The organism is Nocardioides psychrotolerans (assembly GCF_943371775.1).
GTDB lineage: Bacteria > Actinomycetota > Actinomycetes > Propionibacteriales > Nocardioidaceae > Nocardioides > Nocardioides psychrotolerans_A.
In genome coordinates this window covers 18,570-42,087 of the sequence record NZ_CALRWD010000037.1, presented here as the reverse complement: position 1 = coordinate 42,087, position 23,518 = coordinate 18,570, and the positions used below count along the sequence as shown (strand labels likewise).

At 72.0% G+C, this 23,518-nt stretch carries 27 protein-coding genes and 3 tRNA genes; 12 read left to right on the top strand and 18 right to left on the bottom strand.

Annotation, left to right across the window (positions count from 1 at the left end):
• Positions 1 to 132: 132 nt before the first annotated feature.
• Entirely contained in the window at positions 133 to 417 is a 285-nt protein-coding gene (locus tag AAG827_RS12155; RefSeq protein WP_341926264.1) for a DUF4229 domain-containing protein, read from the bottom strand.
• A 44-nt stretch (positions 418 to 461) separates the two neighbouring features.
• Between AAG827_RS12155 and AAG827_RS12150 the strand changes: the two genes are divergently transcribed.
• Positions 462 to 710: a hypothetical protein gene (locus tag AAG827_RS12150; protein WP_341926263.1), complete on the top strand. Its 249-nt coding sequence runs from the start codon at positions 462 to 464 to the stop codon at positions 708 to 710.
• 3 nt (positions 711 to 713) lie between these two features.
• On the opposite strand, the gene AAG827_RS12145 is transcribed toward AAG827_RS12150, so the two are convergent.
• The gene (locus AAG827_RS12145; protein ID WP_341926262.1) at positions 714 to 1,292 is read right to left on the bottom strand and encodes a dihydrofolate reductase family protein; all 579 of its coding nucleotides are present in this window, start codon (positions 1,290 to 1,292) and stop codon (positions 714 to 716) included.
• A gap of 76 nt (positions 1,293 to 1,368) precedes the next feature.
• Here AAG827_RS12145 and AAG827_RS12140 point away from each other — a divergent pair, with 76 nt between their 5' ends.
• The gene (locus AAG827_RS12140; RefSeq protein WP_341926261.1) at positions 1,369 to 1,944 is read left to right on the top strand and encodes a TetR family transcriptional regulator; all 576 of its coding nucleotides are present in this window, start codon (positions 1,369 to 1,371) and stop codon (positions 1,942 to 1,944) included.
• Here AAG827_RS12140 and ccsB read toward each other — a convergent pair.
• The 6 genes from ccsB to hemL are packed head-to-tail and all read right to left on the bottom strand — an operon-like array spanning position 1,941 to position 7,948.
• Positions 1,941 to 2,987, bottom strand: a complete 1,047-nt coding sequence (gene ccsB / locus AAG827_RS12135; RefSeq protein ID WP_341926260.1) for a c-type cytochrome biogenesis protein CcsB — start codon at positions 2,985 to 2,987, stop codon at positions 1,941 to 1,943. The genes AAG827_RS12140 and ccsB overlap by 4 nt on opposite strands.
• On the bottom strand, positions 2,984 to 4,591 hold the full coding sequence (locus AAG827_RS12130) for a cytochrome c biogenesis protein ResB (protein WP_341926259.1): 1,608 nt from the start codon (positions 4,589 to 4,591) through the stop codon (positions 2,984 to 2,986). Before AAG827_RS12130 ends, ccsB begins: the two co-directional genes overlap by 4 nt.
• Positions 4,588 to 5,349, bottom strand: coding sequence for a cytochrome c biogenesis protein CcdA (locus AAG827_RS12125; protein WP_341926258.1), 762 nt, complete (start codon positions 5,347 to 5,349; stop codon positions 4,588 to 4,590). Before AAG827_RS12125 ends, AAG827_RS12130 begins: the two co-directional genes overlap by 4 nt.
• Positions 5,342 to 5,935, bottom strand: a complete 594-nt coding sequence (locus AAG827_RS12120; protein ID WP_341926257.1) for a TlpA disulfide reductase family protein — start codon at positions 5,933 to 5,935, stop codon at positions 5,342 to 5,344. Before AAG827_RS12120 ends, AAG827_RS12125 begins: the two co-directional genes overlap by 8 nt.
• A 1-nt stretch (position 5,936) precedes the next feature.
• On the bottom strand, positions 5,937 to 6,617 hold the full coding sequence (locus AAG827_RS12115; protein ID WP_341926256.1) for a histidine phosphatase family protein: 681 nt from the start codon (positions 6,615 to 6,617) through the stop codon (positions 5,937 to 5,939).
• Positions 6,614 to 7,948 (bottom strand): glutamate-1-semialdehyde 2,1-aminomutase, encoded by a 1,335-nt coding sequence (hemL, locus tag AAG827_RS12110; RefSeq protein ID WP_341926255.1) that lies wholly within the window; start codon positions 7,946 to 7,948, stop codon positions 6,614 to 6,616. Before hemL ends, AAG827_RS12115 begins: the two co-directional genes overlap by 4 nt.
• 223 nt (positions 7,949 to 8,171) lie before the next feature.
• Between hemL and AAG827_RS12105 the strand changes: the two genes are divergently transcribed.
• Together AAG827_RS12105 and AAG827_RS12100 are read left to right on the top strand one after the other, a co-directional pair.
• The gene (locus AAG827_RS12105) at positions 8,172 to 9,377 is read left to right on the top strand and encodes a lytic transglycosylase domain-containing protein (RefSeq protein ID WP_341926254.1); all 1,206 of its coding nucleotides are present in this window, start codon (positions 8,172 to 8,174) and stop codon (positions 9,375 to 9,377) included.
• Positions 9,378 to 9,528: 151 nt separating this feature from the next.
• On the top strand, positions 9,529 to 10,479 hold the full coding sequence (locus AAG827_RS12100) for a hypothetical protein (protein WP_341926253.1): 951 nt from the start codon (positions 9,529 to 9,531) through the stop codon (positions 10,477 to 10,479).
• On the opposite strand, the gene AAG827_RS12095 is transcribed toward AAG827_RS12100, so the two are convergent.
• Entirely contained in the window at positions 10,436 to 10,987 is a 552-nt protein-coding gene (locus AAG827_RS12095) for a GNAT family N-acetyltransferase (protein WP_341926252.1), read from the bottom strand. The two genes, AAG827_RS12100 and AAG827_RS12095, sit on opposite strands and share 44 nt — an antisense overlap.
• A gap of 84 nt (positions 10,988 to 11,071) precedes the next feature.
• Between AAG827_RS12095 and AAG827_RS12090 the strand changes: the two genes are divergently transcribed.
• The gene (locus AAG827_RS12090) at positions 11,072 to 11,743 is read left to right on the top strand and encodes a PaaI family thioesterase (protein ID WP_341926251.1); all 672 of its coding nucleotides are present in this window, start codon (positions 11,072 to 11,074) and stop codon (positions 11,741 to 11,743) included.
• 19 nt (positions 11,744 to 11,762) lie between these two features.
• Here AAG827_RS12090 and AAG827_RS12085 read toward each other — a convergent pair whose 3' ends face one another.
• Positions 11,763 to 13,241 carry an NAD(P)/FAD-dependent oxidoreductase gene (locus tag AAG827_RS12085; RefSeq protein ID WP_341926250.1) on the bottom strand — a complete coding sequence of 493 codons (1,479 nt, stop codon included), beginning with the start codon at positions 13,239 to 13,241 and terminating at the stop codon, positions 11,763 to 11,765.
• 277 nt (positions 13,242 to 13,518) lie between these two features.
• Here AAG827_RS12085 and AAG827_RS12080 point away from each other — a divergent pair, with 277 nt between their 5' ends.
• From AAG827_RS12080 to AAG827_RS12070, 3 genes are read left to right on the top strand one after another with little or no spacing between them, the layout of a single operon-like run.
• Positions 13,519 to 14,391, top strand: a complete 873-nt coding sequence (locus tag AAG827_RS12080) for an ATP-binding protein (RefSeq protein WP_341926249.1) — start codon at positions 13,519 to 13,521, stop codon at positions 14,389 to 14,391.
• Complete coding sequence (locus AAG827_RS12075) at positions 14,388 to 14,801, top strand: CrcB family protein (protein WP_341926248.1); 414 nt, start codon at positions 14,388 to 14,390, stop codon at positions 14,799 to 14,801. Before AAG827_RS12080 ends, AAG827_RS12075 begins: the two co-directional genes overlap by 4 nt.
• Positions 14,798 to 15,124 carry a CrcB family protein gene (locus AAG827_RS12070; RefSeq protein WP_341926247.1) on the top strand — a complete coding sequence of 109 codons (327 nt, stop codon included), beginning with the start codon at positions 14,798 to 14,800 and terminating at the stop codon, positions 15,122 to 15,124. The genes AAG827_RS12075 and AAG827_RS12070 overlap by 4 nt, the downstream gene beginning before the upstream one ends.
• On the opposite strand, the gene AAG827_RS12065 is transcribed toward AAG827_RS12070, so the two are convergent.
• The 4 genes from AAG827_RS12065 to AAG827_RS12050 form a co-directional block, all read right to left on the bottom strand.
• A complete protein-coding gene (locus tag AAG827_RS12065) occupies positions 15,115 to 15,471 on the bottom strand; it encodes a metallopeptidase family protein (RefSeq protein WP_341926246.1) in 357 nt (118 codons plus the stop codon). The genes AAG827_RS12070 and AAG827_RS12065 overlap by 10 nt on opposite strands.
• A gap of 91 nt (positions 15,472 to 15,562) precedes the next feature.
• Positions 15,563 to 15,636: transfer RNA gene (locus AAG827_RS12060), tRNA-Asp, on the bottom strand.
• A gap of 106 nt (positions 15,637 to 15,742) precedes the next feature.
• Positions 15,743 to 15,815 (bottom strand) — tRNA-Glu (locus AAG827_RS12055).
• 51 nt (positions 15,816 to 15,866) lie between these two features.
• Positions 15,867 to 17,357, bottom strand: a complete 1,491-nt coding sequence (locus tag AAG827_RS12050; protein ID WP_341926245.1) for an ABC transporter substrate-binding protein — start codon at positions 17,355 to 17,357, stop codon at positions 15,867 to 15,869.
• Between the two features lie 98 nt (positions 17,358 to 17,455).
• On the opposite strand from AAG827_RS12050, the gene AAG827_RS12045 reads away from it, so the two are divergent.
• The 3 genes from AAG827_RS12045 (at position 17,456) to AAG827_RS12035 (ending at position 19,669) form a co-directional block, all read left to right on the top strand.
• Positions 17,456 to 17,529 (top strand) — tRNA-Phe (locus tag AAG827_RS12045).
• Positions 17,530 to 17,642: 113 nt separating this feature from the next.
• Positions 17,643 to 18,644, top strand: coding sequence for a serine hydrolase domain-containing protein (locus AAG827_RS12040; protein WP_341926244.1), 1,002 nt, complete (start codon positions 17,643 to 17,645; stop codon positions 18,642 to 18,644).
• 68 nt (positions 18,645 to 18,712) lie between these two features.
• Positions 18,713 to 19,669 (top strand): alpha/beta hydrolase, encoded by a 957-nt coding sequence (locus AAG827_RS12035; RefSeq protein ID WP_341926242.1) that lies wholly within the window; start codon positions 18,713 to 18,715, stop codon positions 19,667 to 19,669.
• A gap of 22 nt (positions 19,670 to 19,691) precedes the next feature.
• Here the strand turns inward: AAG827_RS12035 and AAG827_RS12030 are convergent, their stop codons facing one another.
• The gene (locus tag AAG827_RS12030; protein ID WP_341926240.1) at positions 19,692 to 20,777 is read right to left on the bottom strand and encodes a diacylglycerol kinase; all 1,086 of its coding nucleotides are present in this window, start codon (positions 20,775 to 20,777) and stop codon (positions 19,692 to 19,694) included.
• 55 nt (positions 20,778 to 20,832) lie between these two features.
• Between AAG827_RS12030 and AAG827_RS12025 the strand changes: the two genes are divergently transcribed.
• Complete coding sequence (locus AAG827_RS12025; RefSeq protein ID WP_341926239.1) at positions 20,833 to 21,585, top strand: SDR family oxidoreductase; 753 nt, start codon at positions 20,833 to 20,835, stop codon at positions 21,583 to 21,585.
• Positions 21,586 to 21,616: 31 nt separating this feature from the next.
• On the opposite strand, the gene AAG827_RS12020 is transcribed toward AAG827_RS12025, so the two are convergent.
• The 3 genes from AAG827_RS12020 to AAG827_RS12010 all read right to left on the bottom strand — a co-directional run bounded on the left by AAG827_RS12020 (position 21,617) and on the right by AAG827_RS12010 (position 23,416).
• Positions 21,617 to 22,378, bottom strand: coding sequence for a GTPase domain-containing protein (locus AAG827_RS12020; RefSeq protein ID WP_341926238.1), 762 nt, complete (start codon positions 22,376 to 22,378; stop codon positions 21,617 to 21,619).
• A gap of 133 nt (positions 22,379 to 22,511) precedes the next feature.
• Positions 22,512 to 23,015 carry a hypothetical protein gene (locus tag AAG827_RS12015; protein WP_341926236.1) on the bottom strand — a complete coding sequence of 168 codons (504 nt, stop codon included), beginning with the start codon at positions 23,013 to 23,015 and terminating at the stop codon, positions 22,512 to 22,514.
• A gap of 11 nt (positions 23,016 to 23,026) precedes the next feature.
• Positions 23,027 to 23,416: a hypothetical protein gene (locus AAG827_RS12010; protein WP_341926235.1), complete on the bottom strand. Its 390-nt coding sequence runs from the start codon at positions 23,414 to 23,416 to the stop codon at positions 23,027 to 23,029.
• Positions 23,417 to 23,518: the final 102 nt, after the last annotated feature.

Genomic DNA, 23,518 nt, shown 5'->3' with positions numbered 1-23,518 from the left:
GGTGCGCACCGTGATGGGCGGCGCCACCGGTCCCGGGCTCATCCCGGTGCTCCAGCAGACCGGTCTCGCCGAGCTGGTCTGGGCGGCGCTGGTCGCCGCGGCCCTCGTCGTCAGCGGCTGATCAGCGGCTGATCAGCGGGACGCCTCGTCCTGGGCGTCCTCCACGTCCTCGCGCGCCTTCATCTCCTCGAGCCGGGCCGACGCGGCGCGCGCACGGACCTCGACACGTCGCGCGAAGGCCTCGCGCTGACGGTTGAGGAGGAAGTAGGAGCCGATGCCGCTGACGACGAACGCGATCACGACGACCCACGTGACGTTGACCTGGTCGGACAGTGCTGCCCACACCCCGAAGACGATCGCGAACGATCCGACGAAGAGGGCGAGGCGCAGGCCGGTGTAGATGAGGAACTCCTTCACCCCATCAGGGTAGTTCGTGACCAGTGAGCGCCTACTCTGGAGGGGTGCTCAAGTTCCTGCTCTTCGTCGTCGTGTTCGCCTTGGCGACCTACTACGTCGTCCGCCTCCTGCAGCAGCGCAGCGCCGGGGGCGGTGGCGGGCGACCGCAGGTGAAGCGTCCGCGTCGCCCCCAGCCGCCGCCGCGCATGGTCGCGCCCGACGACGACGAGGACTTCCTGCGCGAGATCGAGCGCAAGCGCCGGCGCAACGAGAAGCGCAAGGACCCCGACGACCCGGAGCCGACCGGCGCCTGAGCCTCAGCCGCGTCGTCCGGTCCGGTAGGTCGCGAGCGTGACCCCGCCCGGCAGTGGCTCGACGGCCACTGCGCGCACCTCACGGGGCCTGCCGAGGCCGCGGAAGAGCGGGATCCCGTCCCCGAGCAGGACCGGGTTGACCTTGACCTGGATCTCGTCCACCAGGTCGAGGAGCTGACCCGCGAGGTCGGCCCCACCGCAGAGCCAGACGTCCTTGCCGGGCTCGGCCTTCAGCTCGGCGACCCGGGCGAGGACGTCGCCCGCGACCACCTCCACGCCCGAGGGGGCCGGGAGGTCCCGGTGCGTGACCACGACCTGGCGCAGGTGCGGATAGGCCCCGCCCACGAGCCCCGCGTCGAGGGCCGGGGCGTGGGTGCGGCGCCCCATCACGACGGTGTCGAAGCGACGCGCTGGACCCGTGACTCCGAGCGCCTCGCGCAGGTGCGCGGGGCAGGTCTCGGGATAGCGGTCGAACAGCGCCGCCAGGGTCTCCGGGTCCTGGGGGAACGTTGAGAAGTCGCCGGACGCGTCGGCGATGAAGCCGTCGAGCGAGGTGGCGACGTAGTAGACGAGCTCGCGCACTGATTTCTCCCGTCGTGAGGTCTCTGGGTCCCACGCAATGTACAACAGCCGTAGTGGTTGCCCTAGCATCGGCGTCATGGTCGCCAACCCACGCCGCAGGGCGGACGTCACGAGAGCGGCGCTGGAGATCCTCGGCCGCCACGGCAGCCGGGCACTCACCCACCGTGCCGTCGACGCGCTGGCCGAGGTGCCCCCGGGGACCTGCTCCAACTACTTCCCGAGCCGCGCCGCGCTCCTGCTAGCCATGGCCCAGGGCGCATTCGAGCAGCTCGCCCCCGACCCTGCCCGCCTGACCGAGCTCGAGCAGGCCACGGCCGGGGAGGCGCTGGAGGCCTACGCGGCGTACGTCGTCGAGCGACTGACCCTCCAGCCGGACCTCGCACGGGCGCTCGTCGAGCTGCGTCTCGAGGCCTCGCGCTCACCCGACGTCGCGGCGGTCCTGACCCCTTTCCTGCGGCAGGGGCTCCGCGACGACGTGGCCTTCCACGAGGCCCGCGGCCTGCCGGGCGGGGCCGACCTGGTCCTGCTGCTGCACCACCTGGTCAACGGCATCCTGCTCGACCACCTGACCGTGCCGCTCGACCCCGGGAGCAACCCCGTGGCCGTAGCGCGGCAGGCGGCCCGCCGGCTCGCCCCGAAGGACGGGCGCTAGCGAGCAGACAGGCTCGGCGTCGACGCCTCGACCGGCTGCACGATCGCCGGGGCGCTCTCGGCGTAGGAGTGCTGGCTGGTCGTGGAGAAGAAGTTGATCCCGATGAAGTTGAACCACAAGGTGGCCAGGCCGACGAGGGCGAGGATGGCGGCGTTCTTGCCCTTCCACCCCGCGGTCGAGCGCGCGTGCAGGTAGGCGGCGTAGACGACCCAGGTGATGAAGGCCCACACCTCCTTGGGGTCCCAGTTCCAGTAGGACGACCAGGCCTCGTGCGCCCAGATCGGGCCGGTGATGAGCACCGCGAAGGTCCAGACCGGGAAGCCGAAGGCGTGGATCCGGTAGGAGACCCGGTCCAGGGTCGCCAGCGAGGGCACCCGGGCGAGCGGGCCGGTCGCGATGTCGCCCTTGCGGTTCTTGAGCAGCCACATCGCCGAGGTCATGCCGCCCAGCGTGAACGCGCCGGTCGCGATGACGGCCGAGACCACGTGGATCACCAGCCAGTAGGAGTTGAGCGCCTCGGTCAGCGGGGTGACCTCGCTGTGCAGCCAGATCACCGCGACCATCAGCATCGAGAGCACGAAGGCGACGACGATGGGGGCCATCCACGCGAGCGAGAATCGGCGGTAGAGCACGAGATACATCAGGGTCACGACGAACGTGCCCGAGATGGTGAACTCGTACATGTTGCCCCAGGGCACCCGGTTGGGGTCGGCGGCCATGCCGCGCCCGACGAGGGAGGTCAGGTGCACCACGGCCGCGATCATCGTGAGCAGCAGCCCCAGGCGACCGAAGAGGGCGACGCGCTGCCGGGACTCGGCGGTGCCGGTGCCGGCGCCCGCCTCGTCCTCCGGGCCCGTCGCCACCGCGACGGAGCCCTCCGACGAGCGCGCGCGGGTGGACGCCGTGGCGGCCGCCACCTCGACCGGCACGGTGCCGCGCAGCGCCGACCACTCGACGAGGTGGGCGAGCAGGGCCAGGAAGTAGACGATCCCGCTGACCGCGATCGCCTGGTCGCTGAGGGTCTCCCACGCGGTGTTGCTCATTGCTTCTCCTCGGCTCGGGGTGGTGCGGCGCGCCGCTCGTCCCCGATCTCCTCCAGCACCGGGGCGACGTCGCCCCCGCCGGAGCGGTCGAGGGCTGCGACCTCGACCATGGTGGCACTGCCGTCCTCATCGGAGCCGGCCCGTGCCCGCACCCACACGCGTCGCGGGCGGATGAACAGCGAGCCGCACATCCCGATCAGCGCCAGCACGACACCGAGCAACGTGAGCTCCTTGCCGGGCGTCTGGCTGAACTGGATGCGCGTCCACGGCTGGACGCTCTCGAAGGTGACGGTCCCGAGACCGTCGGGGAGCGTCGCGGTCTCGCCGATCGACAGGTCCAGCCGCAGGGGCTGGCCCTCGTCGTTGAGCACCTGCGTCGCGTTGGCCTTGTCGAGCACGTAGACCGACTGCGACGTCGGCACGTCGAGGCCGAGGTCGCCGGTGTAGACCGACATCGACAGCAGCGGGTTGAGGTCGTCGGGATAGATCGTCAACGGGTTGCCCTCGACCAGCTCGAAGGTCGGGTAGAAGAGCCCCTCGAGGCCGATCTGACCGGGCTGCGCGTCGGGCGACTTCACGACGCCGAAGGACAGGAAGCTCTGGTCCTGGGGCAGGAACGGCGTGGGCCCGCTGTAGACCTCGTTGCCCTCGCCGTCGGTCACCGTGATGACCGGGGCATAGCCGTGGCCGATGAGGAAGACATCGGTGTCGCCGATGGTCAGGGGGTGGTTGACCCGCAGGTCGTAGGACCGCTCGTCGCTGCCGGGCTGGTCGGTGTAGGTCAGCCCGGCGTTGAAGGCCCGCGCCAGCACGCCACGGTTGGTGCGCTGCCACTCCACGTCGAAGGTGTCGAAGGAGAAGACGAACGGGTCCATCTGGTCGGCCGAGAAGAGGGAGCCCGGCTCGAAGTCGTCGTACTGGCTGATGGTGTTGGCGAAGGTCGAGCCCTCAGCGATCACCGCGCCGCCGCGGAAGCCGAAAAGGCTGCCGAGCGCGAAGCCCACCAGCACCACCACGACCGAGAGGTGGAAGACCAGGTTGCCGACCTCGCGCAGGTAGCCGCGCTCGGCGCTGACGAAGTCGTCACCGTCCTGAGCAGGTCGCAGCCGGTAACCGCGCTCCTGGAGCACCTCACGGGCCCGCTGGAGCACCTCGTCGACGCTCTCGCCGCTGCCGTACGACGCGTGGTCGGGCAGGCGGGTCAGGTTGCGGGGCGCCGTCGGCGGGGGCGTCCGGATCGCGCGGAGGTAGACGAACGTGCGCGGGATGATGCAGCCGACCAGCGAGATCATCAGCAGGATGTAGATCGCGCTGAACCACGGGGAGTCGTAGACCGAGAAGAGGCTGAGCTTCTCGTAGATCGGCGTCAGCGTCGGGTGGTCGGCCTGCCAGCGGGAGGTCTTGAGGGAGTCGACGCCCTCCTGCGGGATGACCGAGCCTGGCACGGCCGCCAGCGCGAGCAGCAGCAGCAGGATCAGCGCGGTGCGCATCGAGGTCAGCTGGCGCCACAGCCAGCGTCCGAGCTCGCGCGGGTTGAGCTCGCCGAGGCGGCGCTCGGGCGTCTCGGGAGGTGGCTCGACGGGAGCCGAGGTCCGGGTCGTCACACGCTCACCTCGAAGTCGCTGATCAGCCGGACCTGGATCCAGGTCACGGCGCTGTCCCAGAGCCCGCTCACGAGCAGGAGGCCGACCACGACCAGCATGAGCCCGCCGATGCGGGTGACCCAGGCCTGGTGGCGACGGACGAACGCGATCGCGCCCAGGGCCCGGGTGTAGGCCAGGCCCAGCACCACGAAGGGCAGACCCAGGCCGAGCGCGTAGACCCCGGCCAGCAGCGCCCCGCGGCCGGCGGTCGCCTCGTTGATGGAGAGGGTGCTGATCGCGCCCAGGGTGGGGCCGATGCAGGGCGTCCACCCGAGGCCGAAGAGGATGCCGAGGAAGGGCGCGGCGGCCAGCCCCACGGCCGGGACCTTGTGCACCCGCCACTCGCGCTGGAGGAACGGGATGAGCCCGGCGAACGCCAGGCCGAAGACGATGGTGAGCACCCCCAGCACGACGGTGATCTCGCGCTGCCAGGTGCGCAGCCAGAAGCCGACCGCCCCCGTGGCGGCACCGATGCTGACGAAGACCAGCGCGAAGCCGAGCACGAACAGCACCGACCCGACGAACATCCGGCCGCGGTGCGACTCGCCCTCACCGGACGCGAGGTCGGCGCCGGAGAGCCCGGTGGCGTAGGAGAGGTAGCCGGGCAGCAGCGGGATCACGCACGGCGAGAAGAACGACACCAGCCCCGCGACCAGCGCGACGGGCAGGGCCAGGGCGAGGGAGCCGCTCGCGGCCTGGGTCTGGAACCAGTCACCCATCCTCGGCGAGCACCTCCTCGACCAGCTCGGTCAGCGTCAGGGCGGAGGTCAGCGCGCCCGAGACGACCGCGGCCACGCGCCCCTCCCGGTCGAGCACGATGGTCACCGGCGGGGAGCGCGGCGCGTAGCGGCCCAGGCCCAGCAGCGCCTCGCTCGCCTGGTCGTGGATCGAGGGGTAGTCGATGCCCGACTTCCGCTCGAAGGCCAGCGCCGGCGCGACCTCCTCGCGGATGTTGACCCCGACGAACGGCACGTCGAGCTCGGCGTCCGCCTCGACGAGGAACGGCACCTCCGTGCGGCACGGCGGGCACCACGATCCCCACACGTTGAGGACGACGACCTCGCCGCGCAGGTCGGCCACGTCGAGCGGCTCGCCCTCGAGCGTGTCACCGGCCAGCTCGATCGGCTCGTCGCGGTCCTCGACCGCGATCTGCGCGATGCTGCCCGGCTGCTCGACATAGCCGCCGTCACCGGTCCCGCGCAGGCTCGAGCAACCCGAGACCACCAGCAGGACGACGGCCAGCATCGCCGCCCGTCGTACGACGGGGCGCGCGGCGCGGGCGGGCACGGGAGCGGGGGCGGTCATGTCAGGGCCGCTTCTCCTCGGGGGCTCCCCCGGCGGAGAACGGCGCCTTCTTGTCCCCGGTCGGGATCAGGTCGCCCGCGGGCTCGCTGTAGGAGACCTGGGTCAGCCGCTCGCCCACGAAGTGGAAGGAGGTGAGCGAGGTCAGGGTGCACTGGCGCTTGCGGGGGTCGTGGAGGAAGGAGCGCTTCTCGACGTGCAGGCGGGCGGTCCAGATCGGCAGCTGGTGCGAGACCAGCACGGCCTCGTGGCCGGTCGCCGCGATGCGGGCGTCGTGGACCGCGGCCATCATCCGGGCGACGATGTCGGCGTAGGGCTCTCCCCACGACGGCTTCCACGGGTTGTAGAGGTACTTCCAGTTCTTCGGCTTCTTCAGCGTGCCGTCGCCCTGGCCGAAGCGCTTGCCCTCGAAGACGTTGGTCGACTCGATGATGCGCTCGTCGGTCGTGATGTCGAGGCCACGCACGAGCGCCAGCGGCGCCGCGGTCTCCTGCGCGCGCTCCAGGGGCGAGACCCGCAGGTGCACGATGTCGCGGTCCTTGACGGCGTCGGCGACCTTCTCGGCCATCTGCTTGCCGAGCTCGGAGAGGTGGAAGCCGTCGCGGCGGCCGTAGAGCACGCCGTCGGGGTTGTGCACCTCGCCGTGGCGCATGAGGTGGACGATCGTGTCGGGGGTCTGGCTCATCGGGCTCCTCCGGCGGCGGCTGCGGCCGCGCTCGCGGCGTCGGGCAGGGCGTCCAGGACGGTCTGGACCGCCCGGTCGTCGTGGGCGGAGGACAGGAACCATGCCTCGTACGCCGATGGCGGGAGGTAGACGTGTCGCTCCAGCATCGCGTGGAAGAAGGCGGCGTAGGCCGCGCTGTCGGTGCGCGAGGCGGCGGCGAAGTCCCGGACAGGGCCGTCGGCGGGGTCGGTGAAGAAGACGGAGAACATCGTGCCCGCGGCCTGCACGACGTGCGGCACGCCGGCGGCGGTCAGCGCGTCGGTGGTCGCCTGCTTGATGACGTCGCCCGCGCTCGTGATGTGGGCGTAGACCTCGTCGGTGGCCAGGCGCAGCGTCGTGAGCCCGGCCGTGGTGGCGATCGGGTTCCCGGAGAGGGTGCCGGCCTGGTAGACGGGGCCCTCGGGCGCCAGGTGGGCCATGACGTCGGCGCGACCACCGAAGGCCGCGGCCGGGAAGCCGCCGCCCATCACCTTGCCGAAGGTCATCAGGTCGGGGGTCCAGCCCTCGACCGCCCCGTCGATGCCCCAGTAGCCGGTGCGCGAGGCCCGGAAGCCGGTCATGACCTCGTCGGTGACGAAGAGCGCGCCGTGGCGGGTGCAGATGTCGGCGAGGAAGCCGTTGAAGCCGGGCTCGGGCGGGACGACGCCCATGTTGCCGGCAGCCGCCTCGGTGATCAGGCAGGCGATCCGGTCGCCGTGCTCGGCGAAGGCGGCCTCGACGGCCGCCCGGTCGTTGTAGGGCAGGACCAGCGTGAGCGCGGTCGAGGACTCCGGCACCCCGGGCGTCCCTGGCACCGCGAACGTCGCCAGGCCGGAGCCGGCCGACGCCAGGAGGGAGTCGACGTGCCCGTGGTAGCAGCCGGCGAACTTCACCACGACGTCGCGACCGGTGAAGCCGCGCGCCAGCCGGATCGCCGACATGGTGGCCTCGGTGCCCGAGGAGACGAAGCGGACCTTGTCGATCGGGGTACGGTCGACGATCTCCTCGGCCAGGAGGACCTCGGGCTCCGTCGGGGTGCCGTACGACGTGCCCCGAGCAACCGCGGCCGTCACGGCCGCCAGGACCTCGGGGTGCGCGTGGCCCAGGAGCATCGGACCCCACGAGCAGATGAGGTCGACGTAGTCGACGCCGTCGACGTCGGTCAGCCAGGCGCCGCTCGCGGAGCGGATGAAGCGCGGGGTGCCACCGACCGCGTTGAAGGCCCGGACCGGGGAGTTGACCCCTCCGGGCGTGACGGCCCTGGCCCTCGCGAAGAGAGCGCCGGACGTGGGGGCAGGATCGGCCGTGGTCACCGTTTCATTGTCGCCGAGGGACCCCAGCGAGCAGCATCCGCGCCCGCCGATTGAGCGGGATCGTGTGACGGACACCACGGTCGCGTACCATGGGTAACGCCTACCACCTCCCCGCTCCTTCGCGACGTTTTCCCCTCCGGCCGTAACTTGGCTGTGACACGATTCGTTGGGTTAGCACAGCCGGCTGGTGGGAAGCATGGCTGCAACTCAAGGGGAGATGTCCATGTCCGCCAAGCGCTTCGGTCGCACGCAGAAAGCGACGGCGATTCTGCCGCTCGCGCTGCTGTCGGCCGCCTGGACCGCCAGCCTCGCCGGCGTCGGTCCGACCACTGCGGTGTCCGCACCGACCACCACCGAGTCCACCTCGCTGCCCGATGGCACGAGCGTGCCGACCGAGGCCATCGAGGCACCGGCCTCCGTGAGTGGTGGCGAGCTCGGCGGCGGCGTGGGTGGCAACACCGCGCAGATCATCGCGACCTCCTCGACCAACGGCATCCCCTCGGCGGCCCTCGCGGCCTACCAGCGCGCGGAGACGGTGATCAACTCCGCAGACAAGACCTGCAACCTGTCCTGGCAGCTCGTTGCCGCCATCGGCCGCGTCGAGTCCGACCACGGTCGCTACGCCGGCAACGCGCTCGACAACGACGGCATCGCCACCCCCGGCATCTACGGCATCGCGCTCAACGGCAAGAACAACACCGCCGTCATCCGCGACACCGACGCCGGCCTCTACGACAACGACCAGGTCTTCGACCGCGCCGTGGGCCCCATGCAGTTCATCCCCTCGACCTGGTCGGTCGTCGGGGTCGACGCCGACGGCGACGCCCAGCGCAACCCCCAGGACATCGACGACGCAGCCCTGGCGACCGCGGTCTACCTCTGCTCCGGCAACGACGACCTCGCGACCCTGACCGGCCAGCGCGCCTCGGTCTACCGCTACAACCACTCCCAGTCCTACGTCGACCTCGTGCTCTCCATCATGGAGAACTACATGTCCGGCGACTACACCTCGGTGCCCAACTCCACCACCGCGGCCGGCTACATCGTGCCCGACCCCGGCTACACCCCGCCCGCCTCCGGCGGCCAGGGTGACGGCCCCAAGGCCGACATCAAGCCCGAGCCCTCCGGCGGGTCCACCACGCCCACCGCGCCCGAGACCACCGACCCCGAGCCCGACAACGGCGGCGGCGACACCGGCGGAGGTGGCGACAGCGGCGGCAACGGCGGCGGACTCCCGATCCCCGAGGAGAACCCGATCCCGCTGCCCTCGGTCACCATCCCTCCGCTGCCCTCGACCCAGGTCGAGCCCGTCGACGACATCCTCACCCTCGCCCAGGCGATCGTGCAGTGCACCCTCGACGGCTACATCGACAACATCCTCAAGAGCGACGACAAGTTCGACCAGTGCGTCAAGGACTACACCAGCTGATCGCCCTTCGACCCACGACGAGCCCCGGCCCGAGGCCGGGGCTCGTCGCATGTCGGAGCACCCTCACCCGGAGCACCCGCTGGGCCCGCCCACCCCTCCGACCTGCGCAAAGTCCCTCGCGAACAGGATCGGAGGCGTAGTTTTGACTGCCATGGAGGACCCCACGCCGTCGAGCAGCGAGCCTGCCGGCGAGCTGTTCGACCGGTGGCTGTCCCACCGCGAGGGTGCGACCACCGAGACCCGGCCGGCCGTCGGTCCGGCCACCCCGGACGCAGCGCTGGAGGCGGAGCAGGTGGCCCTGGCCGTGCGGCTCGCCGAGGAGGCCCGCGAGGCACACCTGGCCACCACCGCGCCCGCCGGCTCGGTCGTCCTCGAGGAACCTCCCGCACCGGCCCCCGCAGCACCGGAGGAGGAGCGGCTGAGCTGGTCGAGCAGCTCGCCGCTGTCCCGCCTGGCCCGACGCCTGCGCCCGGTGGCGCCGGCGACCACCACCGAGGAGCCGACCGCCCCGCCCCGGGTGACGCTCGTGCGATCCAGCAGCCCCCCGGCGTCGCCCGCGCCGCCGGCCACGCCCCAGCCCACGACCCAGCCAGCGAACCAGCCCGCGAACCGGCCCGCGAACCAGGCAGCCCCGGTGAACGCCGGGACGCCGGACGCGGCCGTGCACGGCAACGGCACGGTGGTGTTCAAGCCCCGCACCGGCGCCCGACGCCTGGTCGGCCTGCTCCTGCTCGCCTCACTGGCCGCGACGGCCTACGCCGGCTACGAGGCCTACGACCTGCGCACGACCAACACCGTCGCTGTCGCGGCCACCCTCGGCGCGCTCAGCCTGGTCCTGTGGGCGCTGCGGGCCGGTTCGTCGGCTCCGCGCCTCAGCGTCACCAGCGGTCAGCTCGAGGTGCTCGGCTCCGCCGGGCGCTTCGTCTTCGACCTGGACAGCCCCTACACCCCGATCGAGGTGGTCGGCGCCGCCGGCAGCCGCGGTTGGAAGGTGCTCTTCCTGCGCCGCGGCATGTCGCCGTTCGTGGTCGACTCCTCCATGGTCGACCCGACGGAGTTCATGACCGTGCTGCGACGTCACCGGCCGGAGCGGACCGACTGACCTCGCCGGTCCCGATCCAGTAGCGCCGCTTGCCGTTGCGGGAGTCCTCGAGGACCCCGCCGGCGCCCTCGATGGTCCCCCGCGAGCCCGCGTTGTCCTCGTCGCAGGTCACCAGCGCCTGCTCGATGCCGATCGCGGCCGCCTCTCCCAGCGAGAGCGCCAGCGCCCGGGAGGCATGGCCCTCGCGACGTCGCGACGGCCGCACGGAGTAGCCGATGTGGCCGCCCTCCTGGAGCAGCCAGTCGTTGAGCACGTGGCGCAGCGCCAGGAAGCCGACCACCTCGGTCCCGTCGGTGATCCAGAAGAACGAGCAGGGCACCCAGTCCTCGCGGATCGGGGTGTGGGCCGCCGAGCGCAGCCATGCAGCGTAGGCGGCGCACCCCTGCTCGTCGTAGGCCGGCGCGGGGTCGCCCAGGCCGGAACCGTGCGGGTAGTCGGTGCCGAACTCGAGCATGGCGGCCGCCCAGGAGGCGTGCCAGCGGACATCGGGGACGACGAGCTGCGTCATGGCCCCATCCCATCAGACCGGCGACGTCCCGAGCCACCGAGTTCTGTGCCTCCACGAAACTGGAACGTGTTCTAGACTGCCGGCGTGAGCGGATACGTCAAGGACGACCTCGACCTCGCGGAGGTGGAGCGCCAGAAGGCGCTCTACGGCCCCTTCGCCCAGTCGGTGCGCGAGCTGGTGGACGCCGCCATCCGCACCACGGTCGACGACGACGAGATCCGGCGGGCGCAGGGCGAGATCGAGGCGATCGTGGCGCGCCTGCGCACCAGCCAGCTGGACGGGCCCTACGGCGTGCGGTTCGGCGCCGAGGGCCGAGGGCGGCCGTGGGGCAACACGGTCGTCGGACTGCGCAACGGCGCGGCTCCCCCACTGGTGATCGACCACGACGACACCGGACGGGCCTGGTCGGACTTTCACCTCGGGGCGGCCTACGAGGGTCCACCCGGGCTCGTGCACGGCGGCGTCTCGGCGCTGCTGCTGGACCAGCTTCTCGGGGAGGCGGCCGGCGCCGGCGGCAAGCCCGGCATGACCGGCACCCTCACCCTGACCTACCGCCAGGGAACGCCGCTGGGCGACCTGCGGGCCGAGGCCTGGATCGACCGCAGCGAGGGCATCAAGACCTGGGCCAAGGGCCACATCATCGGCCCCGAGGGCGTGACCGTGGAGGCCGAGGGCGTCTTCATCCTGCCTCGCTGGGCGCGCGCCGCCCTCGAGGGGCGCGACCCGGAAGCACCGACCCCGAGCTACTTCGAGTAGGCCACGGTCGGGGCGGGACTCAGACCCGCTCGCCGGTCTTGACGCCGCGCTCGCCGGCGTCGGTCAGCCTGGCCTCCTCGAGGGCCTGCATCTCCAGCTCGTGGCGACGACTCTCGTCGAGCATCTCACGTGCGGCGTCGTAGGCACCGGGAGCCGAGACCAGGTCGGTGGCGCCGCGGCGCAGCCGGCCGAGAGCGGCACGGGCGAAGATCTGCTGCTCGGTCGTGGTGCGCTCGGAGCGGCCCCGTCCCAGGAAGGAGACGAACCAGTGCAGGACCGCGGTGACGCGGTTCTTGAAGCCCGTGATGTAGACGAGGTGCACCGCGAGCCACATCAGCCAGGCGATGACTCCGGTGAGGCGCAGCTTGCCGACCATCGCCACCGCGCGGAAGCGGCTGATGATGGCCATGGAGCCCTTGTCGAAGTAGCGGAACGGCGGCTGCGCGGGCTTGCCCTTGAGCCGGTTGTCGATCTCCTTGGCGGCGTACTTGGCGCCCTGGATGGCGACCTGCGCGACCCCGGGGAGGTTGTCGAGGGCGATCATGTCGCCGACGACGAAGACCTCGGGGTGGCCGGGCAGCGTGAGGTCGGGGTTGACGCCGATGCGACCGGCGCGGTCGAGCGGGGCGCCGGTCTGCTCGGCCAAGGTCGCGCCCAGCGAGCTGGCCTGGACGCCCGCGGCCCAGATCTTGGTGACGGTGTTGATCCGCTCGACGCGGCCGTCCTTGTACTTCACCTCGAGACCGCGCTCGTCGACGTCGGTCACCATGGCACCGAGCTGCACCTCGACGCCGAGCTTCTCGAGCTCGCGCGCGGTCCAGTCGCCGAGCTTCTTGCCGAACGGCGGCAGCACCTGGGGCGCGGCGTCGAGGAGCACGACGCGGGCGGTGCGCGTGTTGATGGCCCGGAAGTCGCGCTTGAGGGTGCGGTGCGCGAGCTCGGCGATCTGGCCGGCCATCTCCACACCGGTCGGGCCGGCACCGACGACCACGAAGGTCAGCAGGTGGTCGACGTTGTCGCCGCGCTTGGCGCCGAGCTCGGCCATCTCGAAGGCGCCGAAGATGCGACCGCGCAGCTCGAGGGCGTCATCGATGCTCTTCATGCCGGGGGCGTACTCAGCGAACTGGTCGTTGCCGAAGTAGGACTGGCCCGCGCCCGCGGCGACGATCAGCGAGTCGTAGTGGTGAACGTTCTCCCGACCGAGGACGTGGGAGGTCACCACGCGCTTCTCGAGGTCGATGCCGGTGACCTCGCCCAGGAGGACCTGGACGTTCTTCTGGCTGCTGAGGACCTCGCGCGTCGGGGGTGCGATCTCGCCCTCGGAGAGGATGCCCGTGGCAACCTGGTAGAGGAGCGGCTGGAAGAGGTGGTGGGTGGTCTTGGCGACCATCGTGACGTCCACGTCGGTGCGGCGGAGGGCCTTCGTGCCGAACAGGCCGCCGAAGCCCGACCCGATCACCACGACCTGGTGGCGTGCGCTGCTGGTCTCGGTGCTCATGGTCTGCTCCCGTGCTCGGTGGGTCCTCGCGTTCATTGTCCAGTGACCTAACAACGCTGACCAATCCCGGCTTCCGTCGTCTCTGTCACAGGGCTGGACCACTGGGGCGAAGTGAAGAAATTTCAACGACATCAGGTTTGGTGCCGCGACCCCCGGGGTAATCAGCCGACAATGGCTCCACCCTGTCCTGTTGACGTCGGAGAATTCGTTGCCGCTGAACCGGCCAGCCCTGTCCTTGGGCACTGGGCCCAGGGGTGTGCAAGATGCACGCCGCTGGGTGGTCGAGACGTGCGTCGACATCGGCCGTGAGGACCTCGTCGAGTGCGCCGAGCTCGGCGTCTCCGAGCTCGTCACCAACGCCCTCCTCCACGGGGCGTCCCCGATCCAGGTCCGCGTGCGCGGCACCCAGGAGCACCCGCGCGTCGAGGTCCGTGACGGCTCCACGACACCGCCGACGCTTCCGTCCAACGCGGAGCCGATCGACGAGGACGACCTGCTGCTGACCTTCGGGCGTGGCCTGAGCATCGTGGCCCGCAGCGCCGACGCCTGGGGCGCCGAGATCGAGGACGACGGCAAGGTCGTGTGGTTCAACCCCGCGAGCGGTTTCGCCGACGGCGACGGCGCCGAGGGCACCATCACCGGCATCCTCGAGGGGCCCCGCGAGCAGCTCGAGGGCCAGGACCTCATCGAGTTCGACATCCGCGACGTCCCGCTCACCTCCTACATCGCCTTCCAGCGTCACTACCGCGAGCTGCGCCGCGAGGTGCGGCTGCTGGCGTTGGCTCACGAGTCCGACTACCCGTTGGCCAAGAATCTCTCCGACCTCTTCGGCAGCCTGGAGCAGCCCCTGCGTGACGGCATGGGCGCCGGACAGATCGAGGCCGCCCTCGCGGCCGGCCAGACCAGCACCGACGTCCACGTCGTGATGGACACCGAGGCCGCGACGACGGTGGGCCGCTTCATCGAGCTGCTCGACCTCGCCGACGCCTTCTGCCGCGAGGAGCGCCTGCTCTCGCTGGCCCGCACCCCCGAGCAGCAGCGCTTCCAGGAGTGGTTCCTGGGTGAGTTCGTCCGTCAGACCGGCGGCGAGGACCCCGTGCCGTGGCGCGACCCCGCTCCGCAGCAGGTCCGGCAGACTAGCGTCTCGTGACTCCCCCGCTGCCGCGCCTTCTCGCGGCGGTGGCGCTCGGCGGGGCCGTCGGCGCCGTGCTGCGCCATGCCGTGGGCGAGGCGGTCCCCGACGGCAGCGGCTTCCCGTGGACGACCTTCGCCATCAACGTCTCCGGGGCCTTCGCGCTGGCCCTGCTCCCCGCCCTCGCTGCCGTACGACGGTCCCGGACGCTCGCGGTCGCCCTCGGGCCGGGCGTCCTCGGTGGCTGGACGACCCTCTCCGCGACCTCCGAGCAGGGACGCAGCCTGCTGGACCAGGGACGCCCCGCCCTCGCCGCGGCGTACCTGCTGGGGACGCTCCTGACCGCGCTCGCGGCCGTGACGGTCGCGTCGCACTGGTCGCGCCCGGAGGAGCAGGCCGCGTTCGCGGCCGAGGAGGGCGACCGGTGACCGCGCTGCTGGTGGCCGTCGGCGGCGCCGTCGGTGCCGCCCTGCGCTTCCTGCTGGGCCACCTGCTCGACCGCGACCTCCCCGTCGGCACCTTCGCGGTCAACGTCGTCGGCTCGTTCCTGCTGGGCCTCTTCACCGCCCTGTCGCTCGACGAGCAGCTGCTGGCGCTGCTGGGGACGGGCTTCTGCGGCGGCCTGACGACCTACAGCGCCTTCGCCGTGCAGACGCACGCCCGGGGGCGTCGCGGGGCGCTCTATGCCGCCCTGACGGTCGTGGTGGCGCTCGGCGCGTGCGCGCTCGGCTTCTGGGTGGGTCAGGCGTAGCCGAGCTGGTGCAACCGCTCGTCGTCGATGCCGAAGTGGTGGGCGACCTCGTGCACCACGGTGATGCGCACCTCCTCGACGAGCTCGGCCTCGTCGGCGCACATGTCGAGCAGGGGTCCGCGGAAGATGAAGATCCGGTCGGGGAGCTCGACCCCCATCGTGTGGTCGCGCTCGGTCAGCGCGACGCCGTCGTAGAGGCCCAGGAGGTCGGACGGCTCGTCCGCCGGAGGCTCGTCCTCGACGAGGACGACGACGTTGTGGACCAGCGCGGCCAGCTCCTCGGGGATCCCGTCGAGCGCGCGGTCGACCAGCGCGTCGAAGCGCTCGGGGTCCATCTCGATCGGCATCCGGTCATTGTGCCCGGCCCCGGGCGACGGCCGGAAATGACAGCACGTCCCGGACCTGGTGGTCCGGGACGTGCTGGCTCTGCTGCTCTTGCGACCCCGACGGGACTCGAACCCGCGGCCTCCGCCGTGACAGGGCGGCGCGCTAACCAACTGCGCTACGGGGCCTTGATGATGCAATTTGCCCGGCACTGCCGGAGCGCTGGAACTCTAACCCATCCCCCTCGGCACCTCCCAATCCGGGATCGGATCGAGGGACTTCGAGCGGGTGAAGCACCCCCAACGGGATTCGAACCCGTGCTACCGCCGTGAAAGGGCGACGTCCTAGGCCGCTAGACGATGGGGGCCAGACTGCCGGGACAGCATAGGGCCGCGCGCGAGCGGCCTCCAAAGCCGGATCACTCGGGCACGACGGTCGTGCCGCGGCAGGAGTAGTCGCGTGCGCCTGCCGCCGTCCAGCGGCCGCCGTCGACCTTGATGAAGCGCCAGCACTCCCCGGTGCGCTTGGCCCCGACGTTCTGCGGGCCGTGGGCGTCGTTGGCGGTCCAGTCCGTCACCTGCTTGAGGCTCGCGATCAGCGCGGGCCTGGTCAGCTTGCCGCCCAGGGCGGTGGCCTGCTCGACGAAGAGCCGGGCTGCGGACCAGGCGAAGAGGCCGTACGACGTGGGCTCGGCGCCGGGGTCGACCTGCTGGAGCCACGCCAGGTAGAGCGAGACCTCGGGGCTGCTCGAGGCCTCCTCGAAGGGCACGTGGGTGATGAAGATGTGGGTGTCCTCGGCGGCGGCGCCGGCCTGCGCGATGTAGCCCTGCTCGTACATCGGCTGCGACATCATGAAGAGGTCGGGCTTGTAGCCCTGCTGCTGCATGGCCTGCGCCATCCGCACGGAGTGCGACGAGGAGCCGAGGAACTGGACGTACTCGACGCCCGCGTCCTTGAGCTCCTGCACGTAGGGCGCGTAGTTGAACTCCGAGATGTCGATGCCCTGGCGCACGATGAAGTCCAGGCCGCGCTGCTCCATGGCGTCGGCCTGGTAGTTGGCGTTGGCGGGCACGGCACCGGCGTTGATCCAGACGTAGGCCGCCTTCCTCGCGGCGTCGGGATAGTTCGCCTTGACCCAGTCGGGCACGGCGTTCTCGAACTCGTTGGCCTTGAGCGACATCGCTCCGAAGCACGTCGTGCACTTCGAGCGCTCGAGGGAGGCCGAGGCGGCACGGAGGTCCGGCAGGCCGCACGCCTGGGCGGTCGCGGCACCCCCGGAGTCGAAGGCCGACATCGAGCCGACGGCGGCGAAGGCCTGGTCGCAGGCCTTGGTGTAGGCGAGCTGGTCGGCCGCCGCGTCGGTGCGGCTGTCGAGGAGCAGCACCTCGAGCTTGCGCCCGCAGATGTCGGAGGTGGAGTTGAAGTAGGCCGCGTAGGCACGCACCGCATCCTGGCCGGCCTGCATCAGGCCCGGCACGGGCCCGGAGATGTCGGAGGCGTTGGCGATGGTGATGGTCTTGTCGGTGATCCCGGTCTGGTTGGTGAAGCCCTCGCAGCCTCCGGCCTCACCCCCGCCACCGGGGGCGTTCTCCTCCGTGGGGGCGGCCGCCCCACCGTCGGCGCTCGCCCCGCCTCCGGTGCGGTCGGTCCCACCCACCGGCGCTCCGGCCTCCGGCACGGACCCGGGGGCGCCCGGGAGCGGCGAGGTTCCCGTCCCTCCAGTGGTGTCGGCGCCCGCGGCACCGACCACGGTCCCACCCTCGGCCTGCCCAGGCAGTGCGGCGGATCCCCCCTCCAGCTGCGCGACGGTCTCGGGGCTCATCCGAGAACCGCAGGCGGCCAGGACGCCCACCAGGAGGAGCATGAGGACAGGGAGCAGCGTCGTGAGGCGCCCGCGCGGTTGGCTCATGACAGGCTCAACGCTCCACGGGCCAAGAAGTGACGCGCATCACGTCATGACCTCGCTTTCGTGGGTCCCCTGACGCTCCTGTAGGGTGTGCGTCGCTTGGGCAGGTAGCTCAGTTGGTACGAGCGATCGCCTGAAAAGTGATAGGTCGGCGGTTCGACCCCGCCCCTGCCCACAAGCACCGCAGGTCCCCGACCTGCGAGAAGGCCCCCGCCGCACTCCGGCGGGGGCCTTCGCCGTCCTGGGCCGCACCCTCCCGCGGGGGCCGAGCCTCGCTAGGCTCGCGCGATGGACCTCCAGGCGTCGGTGGACGAGGCGGCGAGCCGCACCGGGTTCTCCGGCGTGGTCCGCGTCGACCGCGCCGGCACGACCGAGCTCGCCACCGCCTACGGCCTCGCCGACCGGGCCCATCGCATCCCCCACACGCTCGACACCCAGCTCGGGATCGCGAGCGGGACCAAGAGCCTGACGGCCCTGACCGTGATGGCCCTGGTCGAGCGCGGGGCGCTCGCGCTCGGGACGACCGCTCGCTCCCTGCTCGGCGACGACCTGCCCCTGGTCGCCGACGACGTCACCGTCGGACACCTGCTGGCGCACCGGTCCGGGATCGGCGACTACCTCGACGAGGACGCGATCGACAGCATCACCGACTACCTCATGCCGGTCCCTGTGCACCGGCTGGCCACCACCGAGCAGTACCTCTCGGTGCTGGACGGGCACGACACCGTGTCCCGCGCCGGCGAGCGCTTCACCTACAACAACGGCGGCTACGTGCTCCTCGCACTGCTGGCCGAGCGGTCGACCGGCACCGACTTCCACCGCCTCGTCGGTGAGCTCGTCTGCGAGCCCGCAGGCATGGGCGACAGTGCGTTCCTGCGCTCCGACGAGCTCCCGGGACACGCGGCCGTCGGCTACCTCCACCGCGACGGCCTGAGGACCAACGTGCTGCACCTCCCGGTGGTCGGCAGCGGCGACGGCGGCCTCTACTCGACCGCGGCCGACCTCAGCGCCTTCTGGGGCTCGCTGTTCGCCGGCCGGATCGTGTCCCCGGACGTGGTGGCCGAGATGGTGCGACCGCACAGCGACTGGCCCGAGGCGTCCGAGCGCTACGGCCTGGGCTTCCACCTGCACGAGACGAGCGACGCGGTGTGGCTCGAGGGCGCCGACGCGGGGGTGTCGTTCGTGAGCCTGCACCAGCCCTCGTCCTCGCTCACCTGGACGGTCCTCTCGAACTGGTCGGCAGGCGCCTGGCCGATCACGTCGTTGCTGCGCGCCCGACTGAGCAACTGAGGGCCGACGCGCCCGCCCACACCCCCGCGGGTGGGGTCGGGCAGGGCACCCGTACGCATACTGAGGGTATGGAACCTGTCGCGGGGCTCGGGCCCGCCTTCCCCGGTGTGCTCGACGACGTCCTGGAGGTGCGCGGCCGGGAGGTGCGCGTCCTGCGAGCCGCGGGCACCCCGGAGGTGGCCGCCGGCGAGCCACAGCTCCTCGTGCACGGGCTCGGCGCCTCGGCCGTGACCTGGGTCGAGGTGATGACCGGGCTCAGCGCCACCGGCCCCGTCGTGGCCGTCGACCTGCCCGGCTTCGGCCGGACGACCGCCCTGGACGACGAGCCGCTGACCGTGGCCGGCTACGTGCGCTTCGTGCTCGACGTCGCGGACGCGCTCGGCTGGACGACCTTCGCCCTGCACGGCAACTCCATGGGCGGACTGATCGCGACGCTCCTCGCGGCGCAGCAGCCCGAGCGGGTCTCGCGCCTGGTGCTGGTCTCCCCCGCCCTCCCGCCCACCTCGCCGCTGAAGCTGCTCGTGCCGGCCCGCGCGACGCTCGAGGGCATGGTGCCGATCGCCGTCTCGTCGGTGTCGGCAGCCGCGCTGGGCGTCGTCGGCGCCGGTGGGCTGCTCGACGAGCGACGCAACCGGCACCTGATGCGGCTGATCTTCTCCGAGCCCGACGGCGTGCGCCCGGAGCTCATCGACCTGATGGCGCAGGAGTACGCCGACGACGACGAGGTGGTCGTCGCGTCACGCCGCAAGGCACTGCTCAGCGCGCTGCGCTCCATCGCCGCCCTGTGGGCCGCGCCCGGTCGGGTGCTGCGCGCGATCGACGCCGTCGAGGCCCCGACCCTGATCCTCGGCGGCACCGCCGACGCGCTCGTGCCCGCCAAGGTGCTGCGCCAGGTGCTGGCCCGGCGGCGCGACTGGAGCGGCCACGTGCTCGACGACCGGCGCCACGCGCTGATGATGGAGGCGCCGCAGGAGTACCTCGCGCTGGTCCAGGCGTGGGCACTCGACCACCGCGAGGCGGTCTGAGCGAGCCGGTCCCCCAGCAGGCTCAGGCCTGGCGCGGACCGACGTACGTCCCGCGACCGGTGGGGAGCGGGAGGTCGAGGGTGGAGCGGATGCCGGGAGGCGCGGCGAGGACGTCGGGGATCGCGTTCACGATGCGGCCGCAGGCGGCGACGATGGCGGCGTGGTTGTGGTCGCCGTGCTCGCTGCTGGGCACGATGTCGACGACATAGCTCGGCTCGCCGGTGATCTCGACCCGGTAGGAGCCGCCGCCCGCAGCGGGGCGGGCCCAGTCGGGTCGCAGGTCGTCGCGGGTGCGGGTGACGTGCTCGACGACGATCGCGGGATGGCCGGCGACCAGGCCGCTGATGGAGAACTTCAGGGCGGCGATCGTGCCCTTCTCGATGCGCCCGGCCGCGATGTCGTAGCCCTCGGGTGCCGGCTCGGCCTCCCAGTGCTCGACGATCTCGTCGACCTCGATGCCGAGCCCCTCGGCCATCATCCGGATCGCGGTCCCCCAGGCGAGGCCGAGCACGCCGGGGAGGAAGAGCAGCGGGGTGTCGGTGAGGGGCTTGCCGAAGCCCATCAGGTCGAACATCACCTCGGCGCCGTCGTAGGTCGCGTAGTCGGCGAGCTCGTAGCACTTCACCTGCTCGATGCGTTGGCAGGTGCTGGCCAGGGCGAGGGGGACCAGGTCGCTGGCGAAGCCGGGGTCGACGCCGGTGACGTAGACGCTCGCGCCACCCGCCTGGGCTGAGGCCTCGACCTTGTCGATCACCTTCTGCGGCATCGTGCCCCAGGGGAACTGCAGCGTCCCGGGAGCGGAGCCGACCACGTCGATGCCGGCCTCGAGGATCCGTCGTACGTCGTTGGTGGCCTCGACCGGGCGCGTGTCGCCCATCGCGCAGTAGACGACGCACTGGGGCGCTGCTGCGATCACGGCGTCGAGGTCGGCCACGGCCGCGATCCCGGTCGTGACCTGGAGGCCGGCGAGCGTGCCGGCGTCCTCACCGACCTTGGCGGGGTCGGAGACGCTGACGGCGACGAGGTCGAACCGGTCGTCGGTGATGAGCTGGCGCAGCGTCAGCCGTCCGGCGTTGCCGGTGGCGACCTGGGCGACACGGATCGTCATGCGCGAAACTGTAACCTGTTCTACTTTTGGTCGGAACGGTGTTATCTTCCCCGCCATGGGACGTGTGGACGGCAAGGTCGCCCTGATCAGTGGCGGCGCGCGCAACATCGGTGGCGCCAGCGCCCGGCTGCTGGTCGCCGAGGGCGCCAAGGTCGTCATCGGCGACCTCCTCGACGAGGAGGGCGCCGCCCTGGCCGACGAGCTGTGCGCGGCGCACGGCAGCGACGCGGCCCGCTACGTGCACCTCGACGTGACCTCCGACGCCGACTGGCGCAGCGCGGTCGCCCTCACGGTCGCGGAGCACGGTCGGCTCGACGTGCTCTTCAACAACGCCGGCATCTTCAACGGCGGGATGCTCCAGCGCTACCAGCAGGAGCTCTGGCAGCAGATGCTGGACGTCAACCTCACCGGCCCGTTCCTCGGCACGCGCGCCGCGGCCGACGCGATGATCGCCTCAGGTGGCGGCTCGATCATCAACACCTCCTCCATCGAGGGCCTGCGCGGCACCCCGTGGGCGCATGGCTACGTCGCCTCCAAGTGGGGCCTGACCGGCCTGACCAAGTCCACGGCGCTCGAGCTGGCCCCGCACGGCATCCGGGTCAACTCCCTGCACCCGGGCCGGATCAGCACCCCGGCCACCGACGCGATGCCCGTCGACCTGATCCCGATCCCCCTCGGCCGACCCGGCCTGCCCGAGGAGGTCGCGGCCTTCGTGCTCTTCCTCGCCAGCGACGAGTCGTCGTTCGCCACCGGCGCGGAGTTCGTCGTCGACGGCGGCACCGTCACCGCCATCCCGACCAAGGTCTGAGGCTGCGCGCGCGGACCGCCGCCCGACCCCGTCAGACGTGCCCGGACAGCTGCGCCATCCGCGCCTCGAGGGCGGCGAGGTAGCGATCGCGGTCCTTGCGGGTGACCCCGCCCGCGTCGCTGTCGAGATGGCTGCACGCGGGCAGCACGTCGATGGAGAGGTTGGCACCGCCGGCCAGCGCCCGGAGCTCGTCGAGCCGGTCACCGAACGGCGTGCCGCTGCCCGGTGAGTAGGAGCGCACGACCGCGTCGATGTCGTCGGCGTAGAGGTCGACCTTGGTGACGACCACGACCAGCCACGTGGGCCGCGACCGGCGCACGGCCATCGAGGCGATCCGGTGGGCCGTGACCGTCCAGTCCTCGAGCTCGGCGGCCAGCTGCTGCTCGCGGGTGACGTCGGCGCGCCCGCTGGTGCCGGCCGGTCGACGCCCCGTGGCGTGACCGTTGGCCACCACGTGCAGCACCCCGTCGACGGGGTCGTCGTGGAAGACGTCGTCGAGCGCACCGAGCCGGGTTGCGGCGTTGTCGCCCGGCACGACCCGGAAGCGGAAGCCGGTCAGGCGGGCACCTCGGCGTACGCGCCGCTCGAGCACCGCGGAGCCGGCCTCCGGCGTGCCGCTCTCGGACGGACGGCCGCACAGGTGGTCGACCAGCTCGGTCTTGCCCACCCCGGTCATCCCCGTGACCGCGACCGTCGGGAAGCGCTGCCCGAAGACTCCGGTCACGCGCTCGCGGCCGCGGCTCAGCGCGCTGGGCAGGGAGCGGACCCCGCGTGGGGCACGACGGTCGGGCACGGGGCCTCCAGGAGCGGTGGGACGGGTGGGTCGCGACGTCCTCGACCGTAGCGGGCCGCATCACGCCCCCGGTCCCACAGGTCGCTCACCGCCGGCGCCCGGCGCGGCCTGACCCGCCCCCTGACCCGTCCCATCAGGCTGAGGGCAGGTCGGTCCGCAAGGTCCACCAACGCGGGTCCAGCACCCGCAGGCCCACGACCGCCACGGCGGCGGACCCGGCGCCCACCAGGGCGAGGTAGGGCGCCACGAGGGCCCAGCCGAGCAGCACCGGGTGGTAGCCGGTGAGGGCCAGGTCGTCCCCGACCTCGCGGGCGTCGATCCGCCCGCCGGGCACGGGCGGCGGACCGCCGTAGCGGTTGCTGACGTCACCGGCTCCGCCGGACCAGGTGCCCGCGCAGGTCGTCGGCTCGCCCGGGGGCGGCCCGACGCGACACCGGGTGTCGTCAGCGACCGAGGCGACGACGCGACGGTCCTCCTGCCAGCCCGTGGCGGAGGAGTGCATGAAGAACCAGACCGGTGCGCCCAGCACCACCAGGATGCCGCCGCCGAGCAGCAGCGCCAGGAGCACCCGCACCAGGGCCGGACGACGGCTGGGGCGCAGGTTGAGGGGACGGTCGGGGGCCGGAGCGTCGCCCACGTCGGGGTCCACTAGCGAGGCTCGGTCTCGCGGGCGACCGAGAGGCGGGGGACGCCGCCGAGGCCGCGGCGGTAGCGGACGTGGGCGGCGTGGTGCTCGAGGGTGTCGTAGAGCGCGACGTGCGCGGCCCAGGGCAGCGGGTCGTCCCCGCGGCGCCAGCCGTCACCGAACGAGATCCACACCGGGGTCCAGTCGGCGGCCAGGTCCCAGGCACCACGACGGGCCTCGACCATGCGGCGACGCAGCTGGAAGGCCGCGCGCGGCGCGTCGGGGTAGACCGGCGCCGTGGCGACCGGCCACACCCACAGGTCCTGCGTCACCAGGTCGAGCTCGAGGTCGCGCAGCGCCGCCGGGTCGACCAGCACGGTGGCGACGTTCTCGTGGGGCTCTCGACGCGACACAGGCACCTCCTCGGGACCGGCGACGTGACAGGCAGACGGACACGGCGACCCCGACGCTAGCCCGCCGACCCCAGCGGCGTGCACCCTTCTCCCACCTCGGAG

Coding starts and splice junctions, on each gene's coding strand:
- AAG827_RS12140 (WP_341926261.1), top strand. CDS start 1,369: ATGGTCGCCAACCCACGCCGCAGGGCGGACGTCACGAGAGCGGCGCTG.
- ccsB (WP_341926260.1), bottom strand. CDS start 2,987: ATGAGCAACACCGCGTGGGAGACCCTCAGCGACCAGGCGATCGCGGTC.
- AAG827_RS12125 (WP_341926258.1), bottom strand. CDS start 5,349: ATGGGTGACTGGTTCCAGACCCAGGCCGCGAGCGGCTCCCTCGCCCTG.
- AAG827_RS12120 (WP_341926257.1), bottom strand. CDS start 5,935: ATGACCGCCCCCGCTCCCGTGCCCGCCCGCGCCGCGCGCCCCGTCGTA.
- AAG827_RS12115 (WP_341926256.1), bottom strand. CDS start 6,617: ATGAGCCAGACCCCCGACACGATCGTCCACCTCATGCGCCACGGCGAG.
- AAG827_RS12105 (WP_341926254.1), top strand. CDS start 8,172: ATGTCCGCCAAGCGCTTCGGTCGCACGCAGAAAGCGACGGCGATTCTG.
- AAG827_RS12100 (WP_341926253.1), top strand. CDS start 9,529: ATGGAGGACCCCACGCCGTCGAGCAGCGAGCCTGCCGGCGAGCTGTTC.
- AAG827_RS12095 (WP_341926252.1), bottom strand. CDS start 10,987: ATGACGCAGCTCGTCGTCCCCGATGTCCGCTGGCACGCCTCCTGGGCG.
- AAG827_RS12085 (WP_341926250.1), bottom strand. CDS start 13,241: ATGAGCACCGAGACCAGCAGCGCACGCCACCAGGTCGTGGTGATCGGG.
- AAG827_RS12065 (WP_341926246.1), bottom strand. CDS start 15,471: ATGCCGATCGAGATGGACCCCGAGCGCTTCGACGCGCTGGTCGACCGC.
- AAG827_RS12050 (WP_341926245.1), bottom strand. CDS start 17,357: ATGAGCCAACCGCGCGGGCGCCTCACGACGCTGCTCCCTGTCCTCATG.
- AAG827_RS12040 (WP_341926244.1), top strand. CDS start 17,643: ATGGACCTCCAGGCGTCGGTGGACGAGGCGGCGAGCCGCACCGGGTTC.
- AAG827_RS12035 (WP_341926242.1), top strand. CDS start 18,713: ATGGAACCTGTCGCGGGGCTCGGGCCCGCCTTCCCCGGTGTGCTCGAC.
- AAG827_RS12030 (WP_341926240.1), bottom strand. CDS start 20,777: ATGACGATCCGTGTCGCCCAGGTCGCCACCGGCAACGCCGGACGGCTG.
- AAG827_RS12025 (WP_341926239.1), top strand. CDS start 20,833: ATGGGACGTGTGGACGGCAAGGTCGCCCTGATCAGTGGCGGCGCGCGC.